This is a genomic window from Pseudomonas sp. PA-6-3C, assembly GCF_021605825.1.
Taxonomy (GTDB): domain Bacteria; phylum Pseudomonadota; class Gammaproteobacteria; order Pseudomonadales; family Pseudomonadaceae; genus Aquipseudomonas; species Aquipseudomonas edaphica.
On the sequence record NZ_WKDV01000047.1, the window covers coordinates 26,127 to 50,046 of the forward strand.

Annotated in this window: 21 protein-coding genes; 9 read left to right on the forward strand and 12 right to left on the reverse strand. The window is 59.5% G+C overall.

The window, feature by feature from the left end; all coding sequences use genetic code 11:
• Positions 1–8: 8 nt before the first annotated feature.
• The 8 genes from GIW48_RS25115 to GIW48_RS25150 all read right to left on the reverse strand — a co-directional run bounded on the left by GIW48_RS25115 (position 9) and on the right by GIW48_RS25150 (position 8,808).
• Entirely contained in the window at positions 9–746 is a 738-nt protein-coding gene (locus GIW48_RS25115) for a secretin N-terminal domain-containing protein (protein ID WP_138453639.1), read from the reverse strand.
• 212 nt (positions 747–958) lie between these two features.
• Positions 959–1,381, reverse strand: coding sequence for a GNAT family N-acetyltransferase (locus GIW48_RS25120; protein WP_017137513.1), 423 nt, complete (start codon positions 1,379–1,381; stop codon positions 959–961).
• Positions 1,374–2,540: a ribosomal protein uL16 3-hydroxylase gene (locus tag GIW48_RS25125; protein ID WP_017137512.1), complete on the reverse strand. Its 1,167-nt coding sequence runs from the start codon at positions 2,538–2,540 to the stop codon at positions 1,374–1,376. Before GIW48_RS25125 ends, GIW48_RS25120 begins: the two co-directional genes overlap by 8 nt.
• An 85-nt stretch (positions 2,541–2,625) precedes the next feature.
• Positions 2,626–3,996 (reverse strand): adenylosuccinate lyase, encoded by a 1,371-nt coding sequence (gene purB, locus GIW48_RS25130; protein ID WP_170040222.1) that lies wholly within the window; start codon positions 3,994–3,996, stop codon positions 2,626–2,628.
• Positions 3,997–4,120: 124 nt separating this feature from the next.
• Positions 4,121–4,744, reverse strand: a complete 624-nt coding sequence (hflD, locus tag GIW48_RS25135; protein WP_017137510.1) for a high frequency lysogenization protein HflD — start codon at positions 4,742–4,744, stop codon at positions 4,121–4,123.
• A complete protein-coding gene (gene mnmA, locus GIW48_RS25140; RefSeq protein ID WP_236460785.1) occupies positions 4,741–5,865 on the reverse strand; it encodes a tRNA 2-thiouridine(34) synthase MnmA in 1,125 nt (374 codons plus the stop codon). Before mnmA ends, hflD begins: the two co-directional genes overlap by 4 nt.
• A 59-nt stretch (positions 5,866–5,924) precedes the next feature.
• Positions 5,925–6,371, reverse strand: a complete 447-nt coding sequence (locus tag GIW48_RS25145; RefSeq protein WP_169988258.1) for an NUDIX hydrolase — start codon at positions 6,369–6,371, stop codon at positions 5,925–5,927.
• Positions 6,372–6,582: 211 nt separating this feature from the next.
• Positions 6,583–8,808, reverse strand: coding sequence for an NADP-dependent isocitrate dehydrogenase (locus tag GIW48_RS25150; RefSeq protein ID WP_236460784.1), 2,226 nt, complete (start codon positions 8,806–8,808; stop codon positions 6,583–6,585).
• Between the two features lie 493 nt (positions 8,809–9,301).
• Between GIW48_RS25150 and icd the strand changes: the two genes are divergently transcribed.
• Positions 9,302–10,558, forward strand: a complete 1,257-nt coding sequence (gene icd, locus GIW48_RS25155) for an NADP-dependent isocitrate dehydrogenase (RefSeq protein WP_017137506.1) — start codon at positions 9,302–9,304, stop codon at positions 10,556–10,558.
• 78 nt (positions 10,559–10,636) lie between these two features.
• Here icd and GIW48_RS25160 read toward each other — a convergent pair whose 3' ends face one another.
• A complete protein-coding gene (locus tag GIW48_RS25160) occupies positions 10,637–10,948 on the reverse strand; it encodes a cold shock domain-containing protein (RefSeq protein WP_099548040.1) in 312 nt (103 codons plus the stop codon).
• 225 nt (positions 10,949–11,173) lie between these two features.
• Between GIW48_RS25160 and clpS the strand changes: the two genes are divergently transcribed.
• A complete protein-coding gene (gene clpS / locus GIW48_RS25165; RefSeq protein ID WP_005789091.1) occupies positions 11,174–11,542 on the forward strand; it encodes an ATP-dependent Clp protease adapter ClpS in 369 nt (122 codons plus the stop codon).
• A gap of 29 nt (positions 11,543–11,571) precedes the next feature.
• Entirely contained in the window at positions 11,572–13,842 is a 2,271-nt protein-coding gene (gene clpA, locus GIW48_RS25170; protein WP_053256828.1) for an ATP-dependent Clp protease ATP-binding subunit ClpA, read from the forward strand.
• 236 nt (positions 13,843–14,078) lie between these two features.
• Here the strand turns inward: clpA and infA are convergent, their stop codons facing one another.
• The 3 genes from infA to aat form a co-directional block, all read right to left on the reverse strand.
• The gene (infA, locus tag GIW48_RS25175) at positions 14,079–14,297 is read right to left on the reverse strand and encodes a translation initiation factor IF-1 (RefSeq protein WP_002553999.1); all 219 of its coding nucleotides are present in this window, start codon (positions 14,295–14,297) and stop codon (positions 14,079–14,081) included.
• Positions 14,298–14,397: 100 nt separating this feature from the next.
• A complete protein-coding gene (locus GIW48_RS25180; RefSeq protein WP_017137504.1) occupies positions 14,398–15,105 on the reverse strand; it encodes an arginyltransferase in 708 nt (235 codons plus the stop codon).
• Positions 15,106–15,161: 56 nt separating this feature from the next.
• The gene (gene aat / locus GIW48_RS25185) at positions 15,162–15,842 is read right to left on the reverse strand and encodes a leucyl/phenylalanyl-tRNA--protein transferase (protein ID WP_017137503.1); all 681 of its coding nucleotides are present in this window, start codon (positions 15,840–15,842) and stop codon (positions 15,162–15,164) included.
• A 494-nt stretch (positions 15,843–16,336) separates the two neighbouring features.
• On the opposite strand from aat, the gene GIW48_RS25190 reads away from it, so the two are divergent.
• From GIW48_RS25190 to cysG, 6 genes are read left to right on the forward strand one after another with little or no spacing between them, the layout of a single operon-like run.
• The gene (locus tag GIW48_RS25190; protein WP_069788233.1) at positions 16,337–18,742 is read left to right on the forward strand and encodes a DNA translocase FtsK; all 2,406 of its coding nucleotides are present in this window, start codon (positions 16,337–16,339) and stop codon (positions 18,740–18,742) included.
• A gap of 54 nt (positions 18,743–18,796) precedes the next feature.
• Positions 18,797–19,420, forward strand: coding sequence for an outer membrane lipoprotein chaperone LolA (lolA, locus tag GIW48_RS25195; protein WP_017137501.1), 624 nt, complete (start codon positions 18,797–18,799; stop codon positions 19,418–19,420).
• A 27-nt stretch (positions 19,421–19,447) separates the two neighbouring features.
• Positions 19,448–20,770: a replication-associated recombination protein A gene (locus GIW48_RS25200; protein ID WP_017137500.1), complete on the forward strand. Its 1,323-nt coding sequence runs from the start codon at positions 19,448–19,450 to the stop codon at positions 20,768–20,770.
• Positions 20,770–21,144 (forward strand): fluoride efflux transporter CrcB, encoded by a 375-nt coding sequence (gene crcB, locus GIW48_RS25205; protein WP_017137499.1) that lies wholly within the window; start codon positions 20,770–20,772, stop codon positions 21,142–21,144. Before GIW48_RS25200 ends, crcB begins: the two co-directional genes overlap by 1 nt.
• A 16-nt stretch (positions 21,145–21,160) precedes the next feature.
• Positions 21,161–22,441, forward strand: a complete 1,281-nt coding sequence (serS, locus tag GIW48_RS25210) for a serine--tRNA ligase (RefSeq protein WP_017137498.1) — start codon at positions 21,161–21,163, stop codon at positions 22,439–22,441.
• Positions 22,442–23,836 carry a siroheme synthase CysG gene (gene cysG, locus GIW48_RS25215; RefSeq protein WP_017137497.1) on the forward strand — a complete coding sequence of 465 codons (1,395 nt, stop codon included), beginning with the start codon at positions 22,442–22,444 and terminating at the stop codon, positions 23,834–23,836.
• The last annotated feature ends 84 nt before the right edge of the window (positions 23,837–23,920 follow it).

Below are 23,920 nucleotides of genomic sequence, written 5' to 3' on the forward strand. Positions count from 1 at the left end.
TTGGTGCTTTAGTTCAGGGTGTCGACCTTGACCCGCAAAGTCAGGTCATCACGGCCCTGGGTAGAGTAGCTGCGGGTTGTAGAGGATTTATCGGCCTGGGTCTCGCGATTGATACCCGCCAGCGGGATCCATTCGCCCAGGCGGCCACTGACCGTTGTGTCGGTACTTTGAATATTCACTACATCGGGACGTTCCTGGCTCATGCGGTCACGGTTGGTACTGATAGCCAGGTGTACGGTCTCGCCAGTGACACTGGCAGTCACGTAAAAGCCCTGGGTGACGTTGCGGTACTGGGTCTGGTTCTGCGGGCGGCCGTAGGCGTCAGGCTGCGTGGTGGTCAGTGGCACGCTCTGGCCGACCTGAATCAGTGCGGGCACGCCTTCACTGGCCTGGATCTGCTGGATGCCGCCGTCGCGGCTGGCAGTGCCGTAGCTGATGATGCGGGTTTGGCTGTCACCGCTGTTCTGCTGGTTGTTTTCGTTGCTGTCGACGGTGATCAACAGGCGCTTGGCGGGTGTGTCCAGTTGCGTGAGCAGGGCGCGCAGGTCCTGGATCTTGCCGGGGTCCGCTTTAACAATAAGCTGGTTGCCATAGGCGCTGACGGTGCCGTCCTTGCCGATAAAGTTCTGCGCGACGGGCAGCAGGTCGGCGCTGGTGCGGTTGCTCAGGTTGACGACTTCGGTGTCGGCCATGGCGCAGGCGCTGGCAGTGAGGAGCAGGGCGGTGAGCAGGGTGCGTAGGGACATGTCCGTTATCTCTGCGAGTCAATTAGGCTTGATAGTGCCAGTTTGTCGGCCTGGCGGGTCGCAAGTTGAATCGTAGACGGCAAAATGCCCTGGCAGGCAGGGCATTTTGGGTGTTGCTGATGGCGCTATCGCAGGCAAGCCAGCTCCCACATTTGGAATGCATTCCCCTGTGGGAGCTGGCTTGCCTGCGATAAGGGCGACTCGATCTCGAATCAGCCCTCGCGCACCATATCAACGTGCGGAATCCCGACTTCCAGGAATTCGTCACTGACGATCTTGAAACCCAGCCGCTCATAAAACGGCGCCGCATACACCTGCGCACTCAGGAACTGCCTGGTCTGGCCACGTTTTTCGGCCTCGCCGATCACCGTTTCCATCAGCTTGTCGCCGACCTTCAGTCCGCGCCAGTCCTTGAGTACCGACACGCGACCAATCTCGCCGCTGGGCAGCAGGCGAGCGGTGCCAATCGGAAAATCGCCTTCGAATGCAAGAAAGTGCATTGCGTCGGCGTCATCCGCATCCCATTCCAGCTCTGGTGGAACCGATTGTTCAGCGATAAACACCGCCTCACGAATGCGCCGAATCTCAGCGATATCCTTTTGCCAGTCCGCGACACTTACGTGAATCTTATTCATCGGCAAATCCCAGGCTTCCTTGCTTGACCAGTTCGCACAGCAGGTCACGACCGTCTTCGTCGGCCAGCCAGGTGCCGAGGTTTTCGCTGTGCAGGGCGTCGGCCGAGCAGACCAGTTTCAACAGTTCGCGCAGTTTGCCTGGCAGATAACGGCTCTGGCCGCTGGCAAACAGCAGTACGTCATCGTCCACTTCCGACCACGCCATGCGCGCGCTCGGGTTGCGCACCAGAATCGCGCCGTTTTCCAGGCTGCTGATAAAGTCTTCTTCGCCCAATTCTTCACCGGCGACCAGTTCCGGGTACCGCGGCTCGGTCATGAACTGGCCGAACCAGGTCAGCAGCATGCGCTCGTCGCTCATGTGCTCGGCCAACAGACCTTTGAGGCGGTCGAGTGCATCCGCCTGAATCTGGTGCGGGTCGCTGACTGGTTGGGCGTCGGCGTCCGTGTAGCGCTCTTCATCGGTCAGGTACTGGCTGAGGAAGTCGGTGAAGTGGGTCAGCACTTCGGCGGCGCTCGGTGCGCGGAAGCCCACCGAATAGGTCATGCAGTCATCTTCGGCGATGCCGAAGTGCGCCAGACGCGGCGGCAGGTAAAGCATGTCGCCCGGTTCCAGCACCCATTCTTCGCTCTGTTCGAATTCTGCGAGGATGCGCAGGTCGGCGTGCTGCAGCAGCGGGCTTTCGGAATTGCACATCTGGCCGATTTTCCAGTTGCGCTTGCCTTGGGCCTGCAGCAGGAACACGTCGTAGTTGTCGAAGTGCGGGCCAACACTGCCGCCGGGTGCGGCGAAGCTGATCATCACATCGTCGATGCGCCAGCTGGGCAAAAAGCGGAAGTGCCCGAGCAATTCGGCAACTTCGGGTACGAACTGGTCGACTGCCTGCACCAGCAGGGTCCACTCACGCTCTGGCAATGTGCTGAACGCATCTTCGGCGAACGGCCCGCGGCGCAGTTCCCATGGGCGCTCGCCGTGTTCGATTACCAGGCGCGATTCAACTTCTTCTTCCAGGGCCAGGCCGGCCAGTTCGTCGGCGTCGATCGGGCTTTCGAAATCAGGGATGGCCTGACGGATCAGCAGCGGTTTTTTCTGCCAGTAGTCGCGCAGGAATTCGCGTGCCGTGATGCCGCCCAGAAGTTGAAGAGGAATATCAGGATTCATGTGTAACCTATTGAAAAAAAGCGCTTTTAAGACAGGAATAAAAACGCCCGGCGCGGCCGGGCGTCTCAAGAGGGCTTGCGCTAAATCAGATGCGCTTGGCTTGGGCCACCGCATTGCCGATGTAGTTGGCCGGGGTGAGCAATTTCAGCTCGGCCTTGGCGGCGGCTGGCATGTCCAGGCCGTCGATGAAAGTTTGCAGCGCCTCAGGGCTGATGCCCTTGCCGCGCGTCAACTCTTTCAGCTTCTCGTACGGGTTTTCGATGTTGTAGCGGCGCATTACGGTCTGGATCGGCTCGGCCAGCACTTCCCAGCACGCATCCAGGTCAGCGGCGATCTTCTGCGCGTTGAGCTCAAGCTTGCTGATGCCTTTGAGGCTGGCTTCGTAGGCGATCACGCTGTGGGCAAAGCCCACGCCGAGGTTACGCAGTACGGTGGAGTCGGTCAGGTCGCGCTGCCAGCGCGAGATCGGCAACTTGCTGGCCAAGTGCTGGAACAGGGCGTTGGCGATGCCGAGGTTGCCTTCGGAGTTTTCGAAGTCGATCGGGTTGACCTTGTGCGGCATGGTCGACGAACCGATCTCGCCGGCGATGGTGCGCTGCTTGAAGTAGCCCAGGGAGATGTAGCCCCAGATATCGCGATCGAAGTCGATCAGGATGGTGTTGAAGCGCGCAATGGCGTCGAACAGTTCGGCGATGTAGTCGTGCGGTTCGATCTGCGTGGTGTAGGGGTTGAAGCCCAGGCCCAGCTCGTCTTCGATGAAGGCGCGGGCATTTTCTTCCCAGTCGATTTCCGGGTAGGCCGACAGGTGGGCGTTGTAGTTGCCCACGGCGCCGTTGATCTTGCCCAGCAGCGGCACGGCGGCGACTTGAGCGATCTGGCGCTCCAGGCGATACACCACGTTGGCCAGTTCTTTGCCCAAAGTGGTCGGCGAAGCTGGTTGGCCGTGGGTGCGCGACAGCATCGGCACGTCGGCGAAACGGATGGCCAGTTCGCGGATGGCGTCAGCGGTCTGGCGCATCAGCGGCAGCATCACGTCATCACGGCCTTCGCGCAGCATCAGGGCGTGGGACAGGTTGTTGATGTCCTCGCTGGTGCAGGCAAAGTGGATGAACTCGCTGACCTTGGCCAGTTCCGGCAGCTTGGCCGCTTGCTCTTTGAGCAGGTATTCGATGGCTTTAACGTCGTGGTTGGTGGTGCGCTCGATCTCTTTCACACGCTCGGCGTGCTCCAGGGAGAAGTTTTCCGCCAGGGTGTTCAATACAGCGTTGGCTTCGGCGGAAAACGCCGGCACTTCGCTGATGGCAGGGTGAGCGGCCAGGCGCTGGAGCCAGCGCACTTCAACCAGAACACGAGCACGGATCAGACCGTATTCGCTGAAAATAGGGCGCAGGGCCTGGGTTTTGCCGGCGTAGCGGCCGTCAACAGGGGAAACCGCAGTGAGCGAAGAGAGCTGCATGGGGTGTTCTCGGACAGTCGGGCAACGAAATGGGGCGCGTATCATACATGAAAAAATCCGCCGGTCCGTCGCCAACTGACCGGCGTATTACGCGTGAGGCTATAAAAAAACGGGTCGCTGCGACTTATTCGTTGCGCATCAACGGGTAAAGCTCTTTGAGCAATTTGCGTCGGCTGATCACCAACTGCCAGCGATGACCGCCCAACTGGCGCCACAACCGCGCCGAACGAATGCCGGCCAGGAGCAGGGCGCGGATTTTCGAGGCGTTGTTCGGTTGTTGCAGGTTGCGCATGTCGCCGTGCACCTGGATGCGTTGGCGCAAAGTGCTCAACGTGTCCTGGTACAGCGCGCCACAGGCGGCAATCACGTTTTCGTGGGCCGGGCCGAAGTGCTCCACTTGGGACTGAATCTGCGGCAGGCGTTTGCCGATGGTTTCGAGCAGGTCGTCACGTTTGGCCAGTTGCCGTTCAAGGCCGAGCATCGACAGCGCATAGCGCAACGGCTCACGTTGCAAGGTGCTTGGGTCGCGCTCCAGGGCGCCGATCAGCGCGCGGTAGCCTTCGCGTAGCGCCAGATCATCACCGCCGTAGACTTCCAGTGTGTCCTTGGGGTCGCGAATCAGCAGGCTGCCGAGCATGCAGGTCAGGCCTGCCTCGGTCACCTGGCCGGTCTTGGCAATCTTGTCGACCAGCACCGCGGCGAGGAAAACTCCGCCGAGCGCCGTCAATTGCTCCTGGGTCGGGCTCATGCCGGGTTGCTCCAGGCTTCGGCGACTTCAATCACGCCGCCACCCAGGCAGATTTCGTCGTCATAGAACACCACCGATTGGCCGGGCGTGACCGCGCGTTGCGGGTCATCGAACGTGGCGCGGTAGCCGTTGGCGGTTTTTTCCAGGGTGCAGGGCTGGTCGCTTTGGCGGTAGCGCACTTTGGCGGTCAGGCGGCGTGGCGTGCTCAGGTCGATCGGGTTGACCCAATAGATTTCCGAGGCCAGCAGCGCGCCCGAGAACAGCAGCGGGTGCTCGTTGCCCTGGCCGACGACCAGCACGTTGTTTTCCAGGTCCTTGACCAGCACGTACCAGGGTTCTTCACCGGCGTCTTTAAGGCCGCCGATGCCCAGCCCCTGACGCTGGCCAATGGTGTGGTACATCAAGCCATGGTGACGGCCGATCACTTCACCGTCGGTGGTTTTGATCTCGCCTGGTTGTGCCGGCAGGTATTGCTTGAGGAAGTCGCTGAAGCGGCGCTCGCCGATAAAGCAGATCCCGGTGGAATCCTTCTTCTTGGCGGTAGCCAGGCCGTGTTTTTCGGCGATCTTGCGCACTTCGGGTTTTTCCAGCTCGCCGACCGGGAACAGGGTCTTGGCGATCTGTTCACCGCCCACGGCGTGCAGGAAGTAGCTCTGGTCCTTGTTCGGGTCCAGGCCTTTGAGCAGTTCGGTACGGCCATCGATATCGCGACGGCGCACGTAATGGCCAGTGGCAATCAGGTCGGCGCCAAGGATCATGGCGTAGTCGAGGAACGCCTTGAACTTGATTTCGCGGTTACACAGGATGTCCGGGTTCGGCGTACGGCCGGCCTTGTATTCGGCCAGGAAGTGCTCGAACACGTTGTCCCAGTACTCGGCGGCGAAATTGGCGGTGTGCAGCTTGATGCCGATCTTGTCGCACACGGCCTGGGCGTCGGCCAGGTCGTCCATGGCGGTGCAATATTCCGTTCCATCGTCTTCTTCCCAGTTCTTCATGAACAGGCCTTCCACCTCATAACCCTGCTCCATGAGCAGAACGGCGGAAACGGAAGAATCCACGCCGCCGGACATGCCGACGATGACGCGCTTCTTTTGTGTGTCAGAAGGGGCTGGATCACGCATAGGGTTTCAACGGGTGTCTTGAAAAAGGACGCGATTCTAACAGGCTCACGCCCGCAAGGCTAAAGAGAAGGGCGGATCAATTCGAGGCTATGGCGCTGGCCGGCCAGATAATCATCGATACAGCGGATGATCAGCTCACTGCGCCAGTCGTCGCGCAGGGCCATCAGCTCCTCACGGGTCAGCCAGCGGGCGCGGACGATGCCTTCATCGAGCTGGTAGTCGGGGTGATGTTTCAAGGCCTTGGCGGTAAAACACACGCGCTGATAAGTCACGCCATTGCTGGGAGCGGTGTACAGGTAGATGCCGACAATGCCGGTGGCCTCGACGTCCCAGCCGGTTTCTTCGAGGGTTTCACGCACGGCAGCTTCGGTGAGGGTTTCATGCGGGTCCAGATGGCCGGCCGGCTGGTTGAGCACGGCGCGGCCGCCCTTGAGTTCCTCGACCATCAGGAAGCGGCCGTTGTCTTCGACGAGGGTGGCGACGGTGATGTGGGGTTGCCAGGTCATAGGTGCCTCAATGTGTAGTGACTGAAGAAACTCGTTCAGTGTGGGAGCTGGCTTGCCTGCGATAGCAGTCTGTCAGTTGGCCCAGATGCAGCTGAACCACCGCTATCGCAGGCAAGCCAGCTCCCACATTTGATCGGGGTTGTTCAATGAAATCGGGGGCACAAACAGAAACCCCGGCACGGGGCCGGGGCTTCTTTGCATCCTTACAACCTTACTTCAACTTGGCAATGGCCGCGTTGAGGGTGTTGCTTGGGCGCATGGCTTTGCTGGTCAGCTCCGGGTTCGGCGCGTAGTAGCCGCCGATGTCCACTGGCTTGCCCTGTACGGCGTTCAGCTCGGCAACGATGGTTGCCTCGTTTTCGGCCAGGGTTTTGGCCAGTTCGCCAAACTGCGCTTGCAGTGCAGCATCTTCAGTCTGTGCGGCCAGGGCTTGAGCCCAGTACAGCGCCAGGTAGAAGTGGCTGCCGCGGTTGTCGATGTTGCCGACTTTGCGCGATGGCGACTTGTTGTTGTCCAGGAACTGGCCAGTGGCCTGGTCCAGGGTCTTGGACAGCACCAGGGCTTTCGGGTTGTTGTAGGTGACACCCAAATGCTCAAGGGACGCGGCCAGGGCCAGGAACTCGCCCAGGGAATCCCAGCGCAGGAAGTTCTCTTCAACCAGTTGCTGCACGTGCTTTGGAGCCGAACCGCCGGCGCCGGTTTCGAACAGGCCGCCGCCGTTCATCAGCGGCACGATCGACAGCATCTTGGCACTGGTGCCCAGTTCCATGATCGGGAACAGGTCGGTCAGGTAGTCACGCAGAACGTTACCGGTCACCGAGATGGTGTCCAGGCCCTTGCGGGTGCGCTCCAGGGTGAACTTCATCGCGTCGACCGGCGACATGATGCGGATGTCCAGGCCTTCGGTGTTGTGGTCTTTCAGGTAAGCCTGAACTTTCTCGACCACCACGCCATCGTGGGCACGCTTAGGGTCCAGCCAGAAAATGGCCGGGGTGTTGCTGGCGCGAGCACGGTTGACGGCCAGTTTGACCCAGTCCTGGATCGGCGCGTCTTTGGTCTGGCACATGCGGAAGATGTCGCCGGCTTCGACAGCCTGTTCCATCAGCAGGTTGCCCTTGCTGTCGGTGACGCGGACCACGCCGTCAGTCTTGATCTGGAAGGTCTTGTCGTGGGAACCGTACTCTTCGGCTTTTTTCGCCATCAGGCCAACGTTCGGCACGCTGCCCATGGTGGTTGGGTCGAAGGCGCCATTGGCCTTGCAGTCTTCGATCACTGCCTGGTAGATGGTGGCGTAGCAGCGATCCGGGATCACGGCCTTGGTGTCGTGCAGTTGGCCGTCGGTGCCCCACATTTTGCCTGAGTCACGGATCATGGCAGGCATCGAGGCGTCGACGATAACGTCGCTCGGCACGTGCAGGTTGGTAATGCCTTTGTCCGAGTTGACCATGGCCAGGGACGGACGAGCGGCGTACACCGCCTGGATGTCGGCTTCGATCTGCGCTTGCTGATCGGCCGGCAGGGCCTTGATGCGGGCGTACAGGTCGCCGATGCCGTTGTTCAGGTTAAAGCCGATCTGCTCCAGCACGACAGCGTGCTTGGCCAGTGCGTCTTTATAAAACTCGGCAACGATCTGGCCGAACATGATCGGGTCGGAGACCTTCATCATGGTGGCTTTCAAGTGGACCGACAGCAGTACGCCTTGTTTCTTGGCGTCTTCGATTTCAGCGGCGATGAAGCTGCGCAGGGCATTCTTGCTCAGCACGGCGGTGTCGATGATCTCGCCAGCCTGCAAGCTGGTTTTTTCTTTCAGGACGGTAGCGGTACCGTCCTTGGCGATCAGTTCGATCTTGACGGCGTCAGCCGCTTCGATCTGTACGGCTTTCTCGCTGCCGTAGAAGTCGCCGTTGCTCATGTGGGCCACGTGGGACTTGGAGTCCGCAGCCCAGGCGCCCATTTTATGCGGGTGCTTGCGCGCGTAGTTCTTGACCGACAGCGGTGCGCGGCGGTCGGAGTTGCCTTCGCGCAGTACCGGGTTCACGGCGCTGCCCTTGACCTTGTCGTAACGTGCGCGGGTTTCTTTTTCCGCGTCGGTGGTTACGGTTTCCGGGTAGTCCGGCAGGGCGTAGCCCTGGGCCTGCAGTTCCTTGATCGCCGCTTGCAGCTGCGGGGTCGAAGCACTGATGTTAGGCAGCTTGATGATGTTGGCTTCAGGCGTAACGGCCAGGTCGCCCAGTTCGGCGAGGTGGTCCGGGATAGCCTTGGTGCCCAGTTGCTCGGGGAAGCTTGCGAGGATGCGCGCGGCCAGGGAAATGTCGCGGGTTTCCACGGCAATATCAGCGGAAGCGGTGAAGGCCTCTACGATAGGCAGCAGTGAATAGGTGGCGAGGGCTGGGGCTTCGTCGGTGAAGGTGTAGATGATCTTCGAGCGGGTGGGCATATTCGGATTAACTCTCTTCTTTGCTGAAAGCGTGCGCAGAAACTCGAGATGCGCCGGGTGGAGCGCGTTCGTTCAAAGTCATCCATGAGCGAAATGTCGAGGTTTCTTCGCGGTGATGTTGGGTTGCATCAGTCGAGCGTCAAGCGGGTGGACTATTGTATTAGTCCTGCTTTGTAGCGGAAGGCTTTGTTCTAGAGCGGTCCGCCGTCGTGACTCTTTGGTCAGCGGCGGCATTATACATAGGTCGCTATGCTTACGCCGAGCCTTCATACAAAAGGTGTGTCGTCCATTGGTCTAAAGGTCGCAGGGCCCAGACTGCGACCAAAGTCGCACGATGTGCTCAAGATTGGCGATTTTGTCTTTGCTTTCAGGCTTGTAGGCGACAAATTATGCTGTTTTCGATGCAAATGAGCATGGCGTGAGGTTTCAGTCGCCATTTATCTGGAGTAGGCTCGAACGCAGCCAGATGTTCAATCCATAGATGGAGTTCAGCATGGGATACAAGAAGATTCAGGTTCCGGCAGTCGGCGACAAAATCACCGTCAATGCAGACCATTCTCTCAATGTTCCTGACCAACCGATCATCCCTTATATAGAAGGCGACGGTATTGGCGTCGACATCAGCCCGGTGATGATCAAGGTGGTCGACGCAGCTGTTGAAAAGGCCTACGGCGGAAAACGCAAAATCTCCTGGATGGAGGTGTATGCCGGCGAGAAGGCGACTCAAGTCTACGACCAGGACACCTGGCTGCCCCAGGAAACCCTGGATGCGGTCAAGGATTACGTGGTTTCCATCAAAGGCCCGCTGACCACGCCGGTTGGCGGCGGCATCCGTTCGCTGAACGTGGCCCTGCGTCAGCAGCTCGATTTATATGTGTGCCTGCGCCCGGTGCGCTGGTTTGAAGGCGTGCCCAGCCCGGTCAAGAAGCCTGGCGACGTCGATATGACCATCTTCCGTGAAAACTCCGAAGACATTTACGCCGGTATCGAGTGGAAGGCTGGTTCGCCGGAAGCCATCAAGGTGATCAAGTTCCTCAAGGAAGAAATGGGCGTTACCAAGATCCGTTTCGACCAGGACTGCGGCATTGGCATCAAGCCGGTTTCCAAGGAAGGCACCGAGCGCCTGGCGCGCAAAGCCCTGCAATATGTAGTGGATAATGATCGTGATTCGCTGACCATTGTGCACAAAGGCAACATCATGAAGTTCACCGAGGGTGCCTTCAAAGAGTGGGCCTACGGTATTGCCGAAAAAGAATTTGGCGCGACCCTGCTCGACGGCGGCCCGTGGATGCAGTTCAAAAACCCGAAGACCGGCAAGAATGTGGTGGTCAAGGACGCGATTGCCGATGCCATGCTCCAGCAGATTCTACTGCGCCCGGCGGAATATGATGTGATCGCCACGCTTAACCTCAACGGTGACTACCTGTCTGACGCGCTGGCGGCGGAAGTGGGTGGTATTGGTATTGCGCCGGGGGCCAATCTCTCCGACACCGTGGCAATGTTCGAGGCCACCCACGGTACTGCGCCTAAATATGCCGGCAAGGATCAGGTCAACCCGGGTTCGCTGATCTTGTCGGCGGAAATGATGCTGCGGCACATGGGCTGGACTGAGGCGGCGGATTTGATCATCAAAGGCACCAATGGCGCGATTTCGGCGAAGACCGTGACCTATGACTTTGAGCGTTTGATGGATGGCGCGAAGCTGGTGTCGTCGTCAGGGTTTGGTGATGCGTTGATTGCGCATATGTAAAGCGCTGCTGTAAAAAAGCCGGCCATTCTGATGACTCAGAATGGCCGGCTTTTTTGTGTCGTATTGCTTAAGGCGTTATCAGGCCGTTTGTTTCTTTTTTGATGGGGTGGCCTGACTTGTCCTGGGCTTTGTTTCGTGCGTTTCGTCGTGGATTGTTCCCGATGTAACTGCGCAGGCTGCACAAATTTCGACGGCGTGCAGCCCTTTCGGCCCTTGAATGATTAAAAACTCCACAGGCTGGCCCGCTTTTAGGGTCTTGTACCCATCCATGGTAATCGCTGAATAATGCGCGAAGAGGTCTTCTCCGGATTTTCCATCTGCGTTGATGAACCCATATCCCTTGGCGTTGTTAAACCATTTGACCTTGCCACTGACCTTGACGCCAGACATAACCATATCCCTCTGCACCAGACTCCATCACTGGAGTATCATCCAGTTTATCCGTCCTAACCCGAATAAATAAGGTTGACTGCGCGGACCTTTTTTACCCACTGTGGGTTCTATTGGTTGTAACACCGTTTCGCCGATAGTCAAGGCGACCAACCGGTCAGTAGTTGAAAATCTGACAGGTCGCCCCCACCACTGTATTTGAACCACTGACGAACCTTTCTTTCCATGCATGCAAACAGCCAGATTCGACTAACATTCAATCAGGATCGCCCGGATCAGGAACACGATGACGACGGTTCTGCAGGCATTGCTGTCCAGGAGGCGAAGCCTGCTCTTCAGGCGCCGCCGATGTACAAGGTGGTTTTGTTTAATGATGACTACACACCGATGGATTTCGTCGTCGAAGTGCTCGAGGTGTTTTTTAACCTGAACCGCGAGCTGGCGACCAAGGTAATGCTGGCCGTTCACACAGAAGGACGGGCAGTATGTGGAGTGTTTACCCGTGACATCGCCGAGACAAAGGCCATGCAGGTCAACCAGTACGCCAGGGAAAGCCAGCATCCGCTACTCTGTGAAATCGAGAAGGACGGTTAACGCCGACCACTTGGGTATGAGGTGAAGCTATGTTAAACCGCGAGCTCGAAGTCACCCTCAATCTTGCCTTCAAGGAGGCTCGTTCGAAGCGTCATGAGTTCATGACCGTCGAGCACCTGCTGCTGGCACTTTTGGATAACGAAGCTGCCGCCACCGTTCTGCGTGCGTGCGGCGCCAACCTCGACAAACTCAAGCATGACCTGCAGGAGTTCATCGACTCCACCACGCCACTGATCCCCGTGCATGACGAGGACCGTGAGACCCAGCCAACCCTGGGCTTCCAGCGGGTATTGCAGCGTGCTGTCTTCCACGTACAGAGCTCCGGTAAGCGTGAGGTCACGGGCGCCAATGTGCTTGTGGCGATTTTCAGCGAACAGGAAAGCCAGGCAGTGTTCCTGCTCAAGCAGCAGAGCGTTGCCCGTATTGATGTCGTCAACTACATCGCCCACGGTATCTCCAAAGTGCCAGGGCACGGCGATCATTCCGAGGGTGAGCAGGATATGCAGGACGACGAGGGCGGTGAGTCTTCTTCTTCGGGCAATCCACTGGATGCCTATGCCAGCAACCTTAACGAACTGGCGCGCCAGGGGCGGATTGATCCGCTGGTGGGGCGTGAGCTTGAGGTTGAGCGTGTAGCGCAGATCCTCGCGCGTCGTCGCAAGAACAATCCGTTGCTGGTGGGTGAGGCCGGCGTGGGTAAAACCGCAATTGCCGAAGGCCTGGCCAAGCGCATCGTTGATAACCAGGTGCCTGATCTGCTGGCCAACAGCGTCGTCTACTCCCTTGATCTTGGCGCATTGCTCGCCGGGACCAAGTACCGTGGCGATTTCGAGAAGCGCTTCAAGGCGCTGCTCGGCGAGCTGAAAAAACGCCCGCAGGCGATTCTGTTTATCGATGAAATCCACACCATCATTGGCGCCGGCGCGGCGTCCGGTGGGGTGATGGACGCCTCCAACCTGCTCAAGCCGTTGTTGTCGTCGGGTGATATCCGTTGCATTGGTTCGACCACGTTCCAGGAGTTTCGCGGCATCTTCGAAAAAGACCGTGCCCTGGCGCGTCGTTTCCAGAAAGTCGACGTCTCCGAGCCTTCGGTTGAAGACACCATCGGCATCCTGCGCGGCCTCAAGGGACGCTTCGAGGCGCATCACGGCATCGAGTACACCGATGAAGCCCTGCGCGCTGCTGCTGAGCTGGCGTCGCGCTACATCAATGACCGGCATATGCCGGACAAGGCCATCGATGTGATCGACGAGGCGGGTGCCTACCAGCGCCTGCAGCCGGTCGAGAAGCGTGTGAAGCGCATCGACGTGCCTCAAGTCGAGGACATCGTGGCCAAGATCGCACGTATTCCACCCAAGCACGTCAACAGTTCCGACAAGGAACTGCTGCGTAACCTGGAGCGCGACCTCAAGCTCACGGTGTTCGGCCAGGATGCCGCTATCGACGCGCTGTCCACCGCAATCAAGCTCTCGCGTGCAGGCCTCAAGTCGCCGGACAAACCGGTCGGATCGTTCCTGTTCGCAGGCCCGACCGGCGTCGGCAAGACCGAAGCAGCGCGGCAATTGGCCAAGGCCATGGGTATTGAGCTGGTGCGTTTCGACATGTCCGAATACATGGAGCGCCACACCGTGTCGCGCCTGATCGGCGCGCCTCCGGGCTATGTCGGGTTCGACCAGGGCGGCCTGCTGACCGAAGCCATCACCAAGCAGCCACACTGCGTGTTGTTACTCGATGAAATCGAGAAGGCTCACCCGGAAGTCTTCAACCTGCTGCTGCAGGTCATGGACCACGGTACCCTGACCGACAACAACGGGCGCAAGGCGGACTTCCGCAACGTCATCGTGATCATGACCACCAACGCCGGTGCCGAGACTGCTGCGCGAGCCTCTATTGGCTTTACGCATCAGGATCACTCGTCCGATGCGATGGAAGTGATCAAGAAGAGCTTCACGCCGGAGTTCCGCAACCGTCTGGACACCATTATCCAGTTTGGTCGCCTCAGCCATGAGGTCATCAAAAGCGTGGTGGACAAGTTCCTTACCGAGCTTCAAGCGCAGTTGGAAGACAAGCGCGTGCAGCTTGACGTAACGGACGCGGCGCGCAACTGGCTGGCCCAGGGTGGCTACGACTCGGCAATGGGCGCTCGTCCAATGGCGCGTCTGATCCAGGACAAGATCAAGCGGCCACTGGCCGAAGAGATCCTGTTTGGCGAGCTTTCCGACCATGGTGGCGTGGTGCACATCGACCTGAAGGATGGCGAGCTGACCTTCGAGTTCGAAACCACCGCCGAAATGGCCTGATAGCTGATCGCAACACAGTAAAAAGGCGCCCAAGGGCGCCTTTTTGCTGTCTTGAATACGCTGGAGATCTACTGTGGGGGCTGGCTTGCCTGCGATAGCGGTGGGTCAGCTGAAGAATATTTTCCTGATAGACCGCCATCGCAGGCAAGCCAGCTCCCACAGGGATTTGTGGTGTTGAACAAAATTGCGCACACACAAAAACGCCCGGTATAACCGGGCGTTTTGTATTGACTTGCTTAACGAGCGCGGTAAGTGATGCGCCCTTTGCTCAAGTCATAGGGCGTCAGCTCGACGCGCACTTTGTCACCGGTAAGAATACGAATGTAGTTCTTGCGCATCTTGCCGGAGATATGCGCGGTTACGACGTGCCCATTTTCCAACTCCACACGAAACATGGTGTTGGGCAGGGTGTCGACGACAGTGCCTTCCATTTCGAAGCTGTCTTCTTTCGACATGCAGTAAAGCCCTCGGTATCCAGTGAATGGCCCGGTGCAACTGCGCCAGGCAAAAGCGGCGTGCATTGTGCCCGAAAAAGGGTGTTTAAGCCAAGGGGTTCTAGTTAAGCGTTACCCATCTTTGATTAATCAGTAGCTCAATAGGCCGATATTGGGTCTTGTAGTTCATCTTTTTGCAGTTCTTGATCCAGTATCCGAGGTACACCGCCTCCAGTTCCAGGCGCGCGGCTTCACCGATTTGCCACAAAATCGCAAAGCGCCCAAGGCTGCGGCGTTCTTCGGCCGGCTCGTAGAAGGTGTAGACCGCCGACAGGCCGTTGGGCAGCAGGTCGGTCACGGCCACCGCCAACAGGCGGCCGTCCAGGCGGAACTCATAGAAGCGCGAGAAGGGCAGGTCGCGCACCAGGAAGGTCGAAAACTGATCGCGGCTGGGCGGGAACATATCGCCGTCCGCATGGCGTTGTTCGATGTAGCGTTGGTAAAGATCGAAATATTCTTCGCTGTACTGCGGCTTGGTGGCCGTGACCGTCAGGTCGGCGTTACGTTTGAGGATGCGTTTCTGGTTGCGGTCCGGCAAAAACTGCGCAACCGGGATGCGTGCAGGCACGCACGCATTGCAGTTCTGGCAATGGGGCCGGTACAGATGATCGCCGCTGCGCCGAAAACCCATCTCTGAGAGGTCGGCATACACATGCACGTCCATCGGCTGGCTGGGGTCGAGGAACAGTGTGGTGGCCTGCTCGTCAGGCAGATAGCTGCAAGAGTGAGCTTGAGTGGCATAGAACTTCAAGCGTGCCAGCTCGGTCATGATCAACCCTCGGGATAAGCTTTGAAATAAGTGTAAGCCAGGTACGAGGAAGTCGCCTAGGAAACCCACGGGCCAGAGCTGGGCTGGTCTAAATGGTTACGCAGGAAGCCGGCAAATTCACTGCGCGGTATGGCGCGGGCGCCGAGGCTGTGCAGGTGATCATTGGGCATCTGGCAGTCGATCAGTACAAAACCCCAGGCCTGCAACTGGCGGGTCAGCGTGGCAAAGCCGAACTTGGAGGCATTGTCGGCGCGGCTGAACATCGATTCGCCAAAAAATAACTGGCCCATTGCCAGGCCATACAGGCCGCCGACCAGCTTGCCTTCATCCCATACTTCGACGGAATGCGCGTAGCCGCGCCGGTGCAGCTCCAGGTAGGCGCTTTGGATACCTTCGGTGATCCAGGTGCCGTCTGCATAAGCGCGGGGCGCGGCGCAGGCCTGGATGACGGCGGCGAAGTCCTGATCAAAGGTCACGCTGTAGCGCTGCTGACGCAACAGTTTGCCGAGGCTGCGTGACACGTGCAGCTCGTCGGGGAATATCACCGTGCGCGGGTCTGGAGACCACCAGAGGATCGGCTGGCCGTCGGAGAACCACGGGAAACAGCCATGGCGGTAGGCCTGGATCAGTCGCTCGGCCGACAGGTCGCCACCGGCGGCCAGCAAGCCATTGGGTTCGCGCATGGCTTTGGCCAGCGGCGGGAAAGTCAGGGAATCGCGTTGCAACCAGGTCAGCATGGTATCCAGGCTTACGGTAGGGGAGGGGAGTGGCAGGTATGACGCCTGCCGCATGTGGGATGATTATTGTCGACATGGCGCTGTGGGGCCAGCCCGAATCGGGCATCCGCGCGCAATAGCGTTAATAGGTGTTTCTGCAACTCTACCCTTTGGGCGCGGTCGTAATCGGGTCTGGGCCATGCAGGCCAATTGCCAAGCTTGCCTGCTTTGATAAAAACAGCGCATAAGCCTTTGTCAGCAAAGACAATGCGTGCTCAAATTGAACAGGCTATGACACATCATCTGTGCAGGCCACCGGGTGAGGGCAAGTACGTGGCATCGTCGACGCAAACCCGTACAATGCGGGCATTGTGGCGTTTTCGCCCTTTCACCTGTTCATCACCCAATGTTAAAAGTAGTTTCAGCGACATTCGTTCATTTTTCAGCTGCTCGGATTGAGCAGTGTGCAGTCATTCAACAGATGGACGCGCTAAAGGCGCAGGAATAGACCCGTTTTGAAGAAATCCGCCGCAACACCTAAAGCAGCAGTCGTGCCGGCCTGGCGCCAGCACCTGCATTATCGACTCAAGGAAGGCGCGCTGATCGCTATCGGCGCCCTGTGCCTGTTCCTGATGATGGCCTTGCTTACCTATGGCAAGGACGATCCGGGCTGGAGCCACAACAGCAAGATCGAAGACGTGCAGAACTTCGGCGGCCCCGCCGGTTCCTACAGCGCCGATATCCTGTTTATGGTGCTGGGCTACTTCGCGTATATCTTCCCGTTATTGCTGGCGATCAAGACCTGGCAGATCTTCCGCCAGCGTCACGAACCGTGGCAGTGGAGCGGCTGGCTGTTCTCCTGGCGCCTGATCGGCCTGGTGTTCCTGGTGTTGTCCGGCGCGGCGCTGGCGCACATTCATTTTCATGCACCTACCGGCTTGCCGGCGGGCGCGGGCGGGGCGTTGGGCGAAAGCCTCGGCGACCTGGCGCGCAAGACCCTGAATATCCAGGGCAGCACCTTGATGTTTATCGCGCTGTTCCTGTTCGGCCTCACTGTGTTCACCGACCTGTCGTGGTTCAAGGTGATGGACGTGACCGGCAAGATCACCCTGGACCTGCTCGAATTGTTCCAGGGCGCCGCCAACCGCTGGTGGTCGGCCCGGGTCGATCGCAAACGCATGGTCGCGCAACTGCGTGAGGTGGACACCCGCGTTAACGAAGTGGTGGCCCCGAGTACGCCGGACCGCCGCGAGCAAGCCAAGGTCAAGGAACGCCTTATCGAGCGCGAGCAAGCCCTGAGCAAGCACATGTCGGACCGCGAGAAGCAGGTGCCGCCGGTGATTGCCCCGGCACCGCCCAAAGCGCCGGAGCCGAGCCATCGTGTGCAGAAAGAGAAGCAGGCGCCGTTGTTCGTCGATAGCGCCGTAGAGGGCACCTTGCCGCCGATCTCGATTCTCGACCCGGCCGAAAAGAAACAACTCAATTATTCTCCGGAATCCCTGGCGGCCGTCGGCCACCTGCTGGAAATCAAGCTCAAGGAATTCGGCGTCGAAGTCTCGGTGGATTCGATCCACCCAGGCCCGGTGATTACCCGTTACGAAATCCAGCCGGCAGCCGGCGTCAAGGTCAGCCGTATCTCCAACCTGGCCAAAGACCTGGCCCGTTCCCTGGCCGTGACCAGTGTGCGTGTGGTGGAAGTGATACCCGGCAAGACCACCGTCGGCATCGAGATTCCCAACGAAGATCGTCAGATCGTGCGCTTCTCCGAAGTGCTCTCGACCCCGGAATACGACAACTTCAAATCGCCGGTCACCCTGGCCCTCGGCCACGACATCGGCGGCAAGCCGGTGATCACCGACCTGGCAAAAATGCCGCACTTGCTGGTGGCCGGTACCACCGGTTCCGGTAAGTCGGTGGGCGTGAACGCGATGATTCTGTCGATCCTGTTCAAGTCCGGCCCGGATGACGCCAAGCTGATCATGATCGACCCGAAGATGCTCGAATTGTCGATCTACGAAGGCATCCCGCACCTGCTGTGCCCGGTGGTGACCGATATGAAGGACGCCGCCAACGCCTTGCGCTGGAGCGTCGCCGAGATGGAGCGTCGCTACAAGCTGATGGCGAAGATGGGCGTGCGTAACCTGTCGGGCTTCAATGCCAAGGTCAAGGAAGCCCAGGACGCCGGTACACCGCTGACCGACCCACTGTACAAGCGCGAAAGCATTCACGACGAAGCGCCGCTGCTGACCAAGCTGCCGACCATCGTGGTGGTGGTCGATGAATTTGCCGACATGATGATGATCGTCGGCAAGAAGGTGGAAGAACTGATCGCGCGTATCGCCCAAAAGGCCCGTGCGGCCGGTATTCACTTGATCCTCGCCACCCAGCGGCCGTCGGTGGATGTGATCACCGGCTTGATCAAGGCCAACATTCCAACGCGGATGGCGTTCCAGGTTTCCAGCAAGATCGACTCGCGCACTATCATCGACCAGGGCGGCGCCGAACAACTGCTGGGTCACGGTGACATGCTCTATATGCCTCCGGGCACCAGCCTGCCAATCCGGGTTCACGGCGCCTTCGTCTCCGATGATGAAGTTCACCGCGTGGTGGAAGCCTGGAAGCTGCGCGGCGCGCCGGAATACAACGACGACATCCTCGCAGGCGTCGAAGAGGCCGGCAGCGGCTTCGACGGCGGTAGCAGCGGTGATGACGATGCCGAAACCGACGCGCTCTACGACGAAGCCGTGGCATTCGTACTCGAAAGCCGTCGCGCTTCGATCTCTGCGGTGCAGCGCAAGCTCAAAATCGGTTACAACCGCGCCGCCCGCATGATCGAATCCATGGAAAACGCTGGCGTCGTAACCGCCATGAACACCAACGGTTCGCGTGAAGTCATCGCTCCCGGGCAGATGCGCGACTGATTCCGTGCTGCGTGACAACACGCAGCGCGCCTTGACGACTCAATGAGGATTCCCATGCGCTTTATCCGCATGCTGTTGTTGCCGGCACTGGCCCTGACTGCTGTTTCGGCCCACGCTGATCCGGCCTCGGTGGCCAGCCTGACTAACCTGCTGGACAAGTCCAAGACCCTGACCGCACGCTTCTCCCAGTTGACCCTGGATGCCGGCGGCACCCAGTTGCAGCAAACCGAAGGCGAAATGGCCGTACAGCGTCCTGGTCTGTTCTACTGGCACACCGAAGGCAAGGCCGAGCAGACGATTGTTTCCGATGGCCAGAAGGTCACCCTGTGGGACCCGGACCTGGAGCAGGCGACCATCAAGAAGCTCGACCCTCGTTTGAACCAGACGCCGGCGCTGCTGCTGTCGGGCGATGTATCAAAGATCAACGACAGCTTCGATATCACCTCCAAGCAAACCAGCAACGTGATCGAGTTCACCCTCAAGCCTAAATCCAAGGACACGCTGTTTGACAGCCTGAACCTGTCGTTCGGCAATGGCGTGATCAACAACATGCGCCTGATCGACAGCGTGGGCCAGCGGACCGATATCCTGTTCTCCGGCGTCAAGGCTAACCAGCCAGTGGACGCATCCAAGTTCAAGTTCGTCATCCCCAAGGGTGCCGACGTGATCCAGGAATAACCTGTCTAGAGGTTTCAAACGCTGCCCATGGATTTGTTTCGAAGTGACCCGATTGCTCAGCCTTTGGCGGCGCGTTTGCGCTCGACCAACCTGGATGAGTACGTCGGGCAGGAACACCTGCTCGCTCGCGGCAAGCCTTTGCGTGAAGCCCTGGAGCAGGGTGCGCTGCACTCGATGATTTTCTGGGGGCCGCCGGGCGTGGGTAAAACCACCCTGGCGCGGCTGCTGGCGAAAGTCTCGGATGCACATTTCGAAACGGTTTCGGCGGTACTGGCCGGGGTCAAAGAGATTCGCCAGGCGGTAGAAGTTGCCAAGCAACAGGCTGGGCAATACGGCAAGCGCACCATCCTGTTTGTCGACGAAGTGCATCGTTTCAACAAGTCGCAGCAAGACGCGTTTTTGCCGTATGTCGAAGACGGTACGTTAATCTTTATTGGCGCTACCACCGAAAACCCTTCGTTTGAACTCAACAATGCCTTGCTCTCGCGAGCGCGTGTCTATGTGCTCAAGAGCCTGGACGAAGCGGCGATGCAAAAGCTGCTGCATCGGGCTCTGAGCGAAGACAAGGGCTTGGGCAAGCGCCAGCTGAGCGTCAGCGAAGAAGGCTTCAAAATTCTGCTGGCCGCCGCCGATGGTGATGGTCGCCGCTTTCTGAACCTGCTGGAGAATGCCTCGGATTTGGCCGAAGACGGCCACGAGATTGGCGTCGACCTGTTGCAAAGCCTGCTCGGCGACACGCGCCGCCGTTTCGACAAGGGCGGCGAAGCCTTTTACGATCAGATCTCGGCACTGCACAAGTCTGTGCGCGGCTCCAACCCCGACGGCGCGTTGTACTGGTTTGCACGCATGATCGACGGCGGCTGCGACCCGCTGTACCTGGCGCGCCGCGTGGTACGCATGGCCAGCGAAGACATCGGCAACGCCGACCCGCGCGCCTTGAGCCTGTGCCTGGCCGCCTGGGATGTGCAGGAGCGCCTGGGTAGCCCGGAAGGCGAGTTGGCCGTGGCCCAGGCCATCACCTATCTGGCCTGCGCGCCAAAAAGCAACGCGGTGTACATGGGCTTCAAATCCGCCCTGCGCGCCGCTGCCGAATACGGCTCTCTTGAGGTGCCGATGCACCTGCGCAATGCGCCGACCAAGCTTATGAAACAGTTGGGTTATGGCGACGAATACCGCTATGCCCACGATGAGCCGGACGCCTACGCGGCCGGCGAAGACTACTTCCCCGATGAGCTTGAGCCCTTGCCGCTGTATCAGCCGGTGCCGCGTGGCCTGGAGCTGAAAATCGGTGAAAAGCTCAATCACCTGGCCCAACTCGACCGTCTCAGCCCAAAACAGCGGAGAAAGTAGTGCTCAAGACCATTCTTGCCGTGTCCGCCGCGGGCATCGCTGGTACATTATTGCGTTTCGCCACTGGCACTTGGGTCAGCGCCAATTGGCCGAAGCATTTTTATGCGGCCACTCTGGCTGTCAACCTGGTGGGTTGCCTGATTATCGGCCTGTTGTACGGCTGGTTCCTGTTGCGCCCCGAAGTGCCGATTGAGGTTCGCGCCGGCTTGATTGTCGGTTTTGTAGGCGGTCTTACGACCTTTTCATCCTTTTCACTGGATACGGTGCGCCTGCTGGAAAGCGGGCAAGCTTTGGTAGCTTTCGGTTACCTGGGCATCAGCGTGTTCGGCGGGCTGCTCGCCACCTGGGCTGGCCTGTCCTTGACCAAACTTTGATAAACGAGAGACCGACATGCTCGATTCCAAACTGTTACGTAGCAACCTTCAGGACGTAGCGGACCGCCTGGCATCCCGTGGCTTTGCCTTGGATGTTGCGCGCATCGAAGCGCTGGAAGAACAGCGCAAGACCGTCCAGACCCGCACCGAAGCACTGCAGGCTGAGCGTAATGCGCGTTCCAAATCCATCGGTCAGGCCAAGCAGCGTGGCGAAGACATCGCGCCGTTGATGGCGGACGTCGAGCGCATGGGCACCGAGCTGTCCGACGGCAAAGTCGAGCTGGAAGGCATTCAGACCGAGCTGGATTCGATCCTGCTGGGCATCCCGAATATTCCGCACGAATCCGTGCCCATTGGTGAAGACGAAGACGGCAACGTCGAAGTGCGCCGTTGGGGCACGCCAAAAGCCTTTGATTTCGAGATCAAGGATCACGTTGCGTTGGGCGAACTGACCGGCGGCCTGGATTTCGAAACGGCCGCCAAAATGTCCGGCGCACGCTTTGCTCTGCTGCGCGGCCCGATCGCGCGCATGCACCGTGCCCTGGCGCAGTTCATGATCAACCTGCACACCGCTGAACACGGCTACGAAGAAGCCTACACGCCGTATCTGGTGCAGGCGCCGGCGCTGATGGGCACCAGCCAATTGCCTAAGTTCGAGGAGGATCTGTTCAAGATCAGCCGCGACGGCGAAGCCGACCTGTACCTGATCCCGACCGCCGAAGTGTCGCTGACCAACATCGTCGCCGGCGAAATTCTCGACGCCAAGCAGCTGCCGATCAAGTTCGTGGCCCACAGCCCGTGTTTCCGTAGTGAAGCCGGCGCTTCGGGGCGTGACACGCGCGGCATGATCCGCCAGCACCAGTTCGACAAAGTTGAAATGGTGCAGGTTGTTGAACCGTCGACCTCCATGGAAGCCCTGGAAGGCCTGACCGCCAACGCCGAGCGCGTCCTGCAACTGCTGGAGCTGCCTTACCGCGTACTGGCGCTGTGCACCGGCGACATGGGTTTCAGCGCTGTAAAAACCTACGACCTCGAAGTGTGGGTGCCGAGCCAGGACAAGTACCGCGAAATTTCGTCGTGCTCCAACTGCGGTGATTTCCAGGCCCGTCGCATGCAGGCGCGTTTCCGCAACCCGGAAACCGGCAAGCCGGAACTGGTACACACCCTCAACGGTTCGGGCCTGGCCGTAGGCCGTACCCTGGTGGCCGTGCTGGAAAACTACCAGCAGGCCGACGGTTCCATCCGCGTGCCGGAAGTGCTCAAGCCGTACATGGGCGGCGTTGAGGTCATCGGCTAAATGGAATTTCTGCCGCTGTTTCATAACCTGCGCGGCAGTCGTGTGTTGGTCGTCGGTGGCGGGGAGATTGCCTTGCGCAAATCCCGGCTGCTGGCCGACGCCGGTGCGTTGCTGCGGGTGGTTGCTCCCCAGATCGAAGACCAGTTGCGAGAACTGGTGCTGGGCAGTGGCGGGGACCTGATTCTGCGCGGTTATCAGGAGGCAGACCTTGACGGCTGCGTTCTGATTATCGCGGCCACGGACGACGAGCCGCTGAACGCGCAAGTGTCCAGCGATGCCAAGCGCCGGTGCGTACCGGTCAATGTGGTGGACGCGCCAGCCCTGTGCAGCGTGATCTTCCCGGCAATTGTCGACCGTTCACCGTTGGTGATTGCGGTGTCCAGCGGCGGCGATGCGCCAGTGCTGGCGCGCTTGATCCGCGCCAAGCTGGAAACCTGGATTCCGTCGACCTATGGCCAGTTGGCCGGTTTGGCGGCGCGTTTTCGCGCCCAGGTCAAAGGTCTATACCCGGATGTGCAGCAGCGTCGGGCCTTTTGGGAAGAGGTTTTCCAAGGCCCGATCGCCGACCGTCAATTGGCCGGGCAGGGCGATGAAGCTGAGCGTCTGTTGATCGAAAAGGTCAACGGCGCGCCGCCGTACGCGCCGGGCGAAGTCTATTTGGTCGGTGCAGGCCCAGGTGATCCGGACCTGCTGACCTTCCGCGCCTTGCGCCTGATGCAGCAAGCCGACGTGGTGCTGTATGACCGCCTGGTAGCGCCGGCGATTCTTGAGCTGTGCCGCCGTGACGCCGAGCGTATCTACGTCGGCAAGCGTCGCGCCGACCATGCCGTGCCGCAGGACCAGATCAACCAGCAACTGGTGGACCTGGCCAAGCAGGGCAAGCGTGTGCTGCGACTCAAAGGTGGCGATCCGTTCATCTTCGGCCGTGGCGGCGAAGAGATCGAAGAACTGGCGGCCCATGGCATCCCGTTCCAGGTGGTGCCGGGGATCACGGCAGCCAGCGGTTGCGCGGCGTATGCGGGGATTCCGCTGACGCACCGTGACTATGCGCAGTCGGTGCGCTTTATCACCGGGCATTTAAAAAACGGGACCTCGGACCTGCCCTGGCATGACCTGGTAGGGCCGTCGCAAACGTTGGTGTTCTACATGGGCCTGATCGGCTTGCCGATCATCTGCGAGCAACTGATCAAGCACGGGCGCGCGGCGGATACCCCAGCGGCGTTGATCCAGCAGGGCACCACGTCCAACCAGCGTGTCTTTACTGGCACATTGGCGGATTTGCCGCGCATGGTGGCGGAGCATGAAGTGCATGCGCCGACACTGGTGATTGTCGGTGAGGTGGTGGTGTTGCGCGAGAAACTCAAGTGGTTTGAAGGCGCGCAATCCCAGGTCTGACATCGCCGCTGTGGTGAGTGATCTTAATGTGGCGAGGGAGCTTGCTCCCGCTGGGGCGTGTCGTGGGCGTGACAACACAGTCGC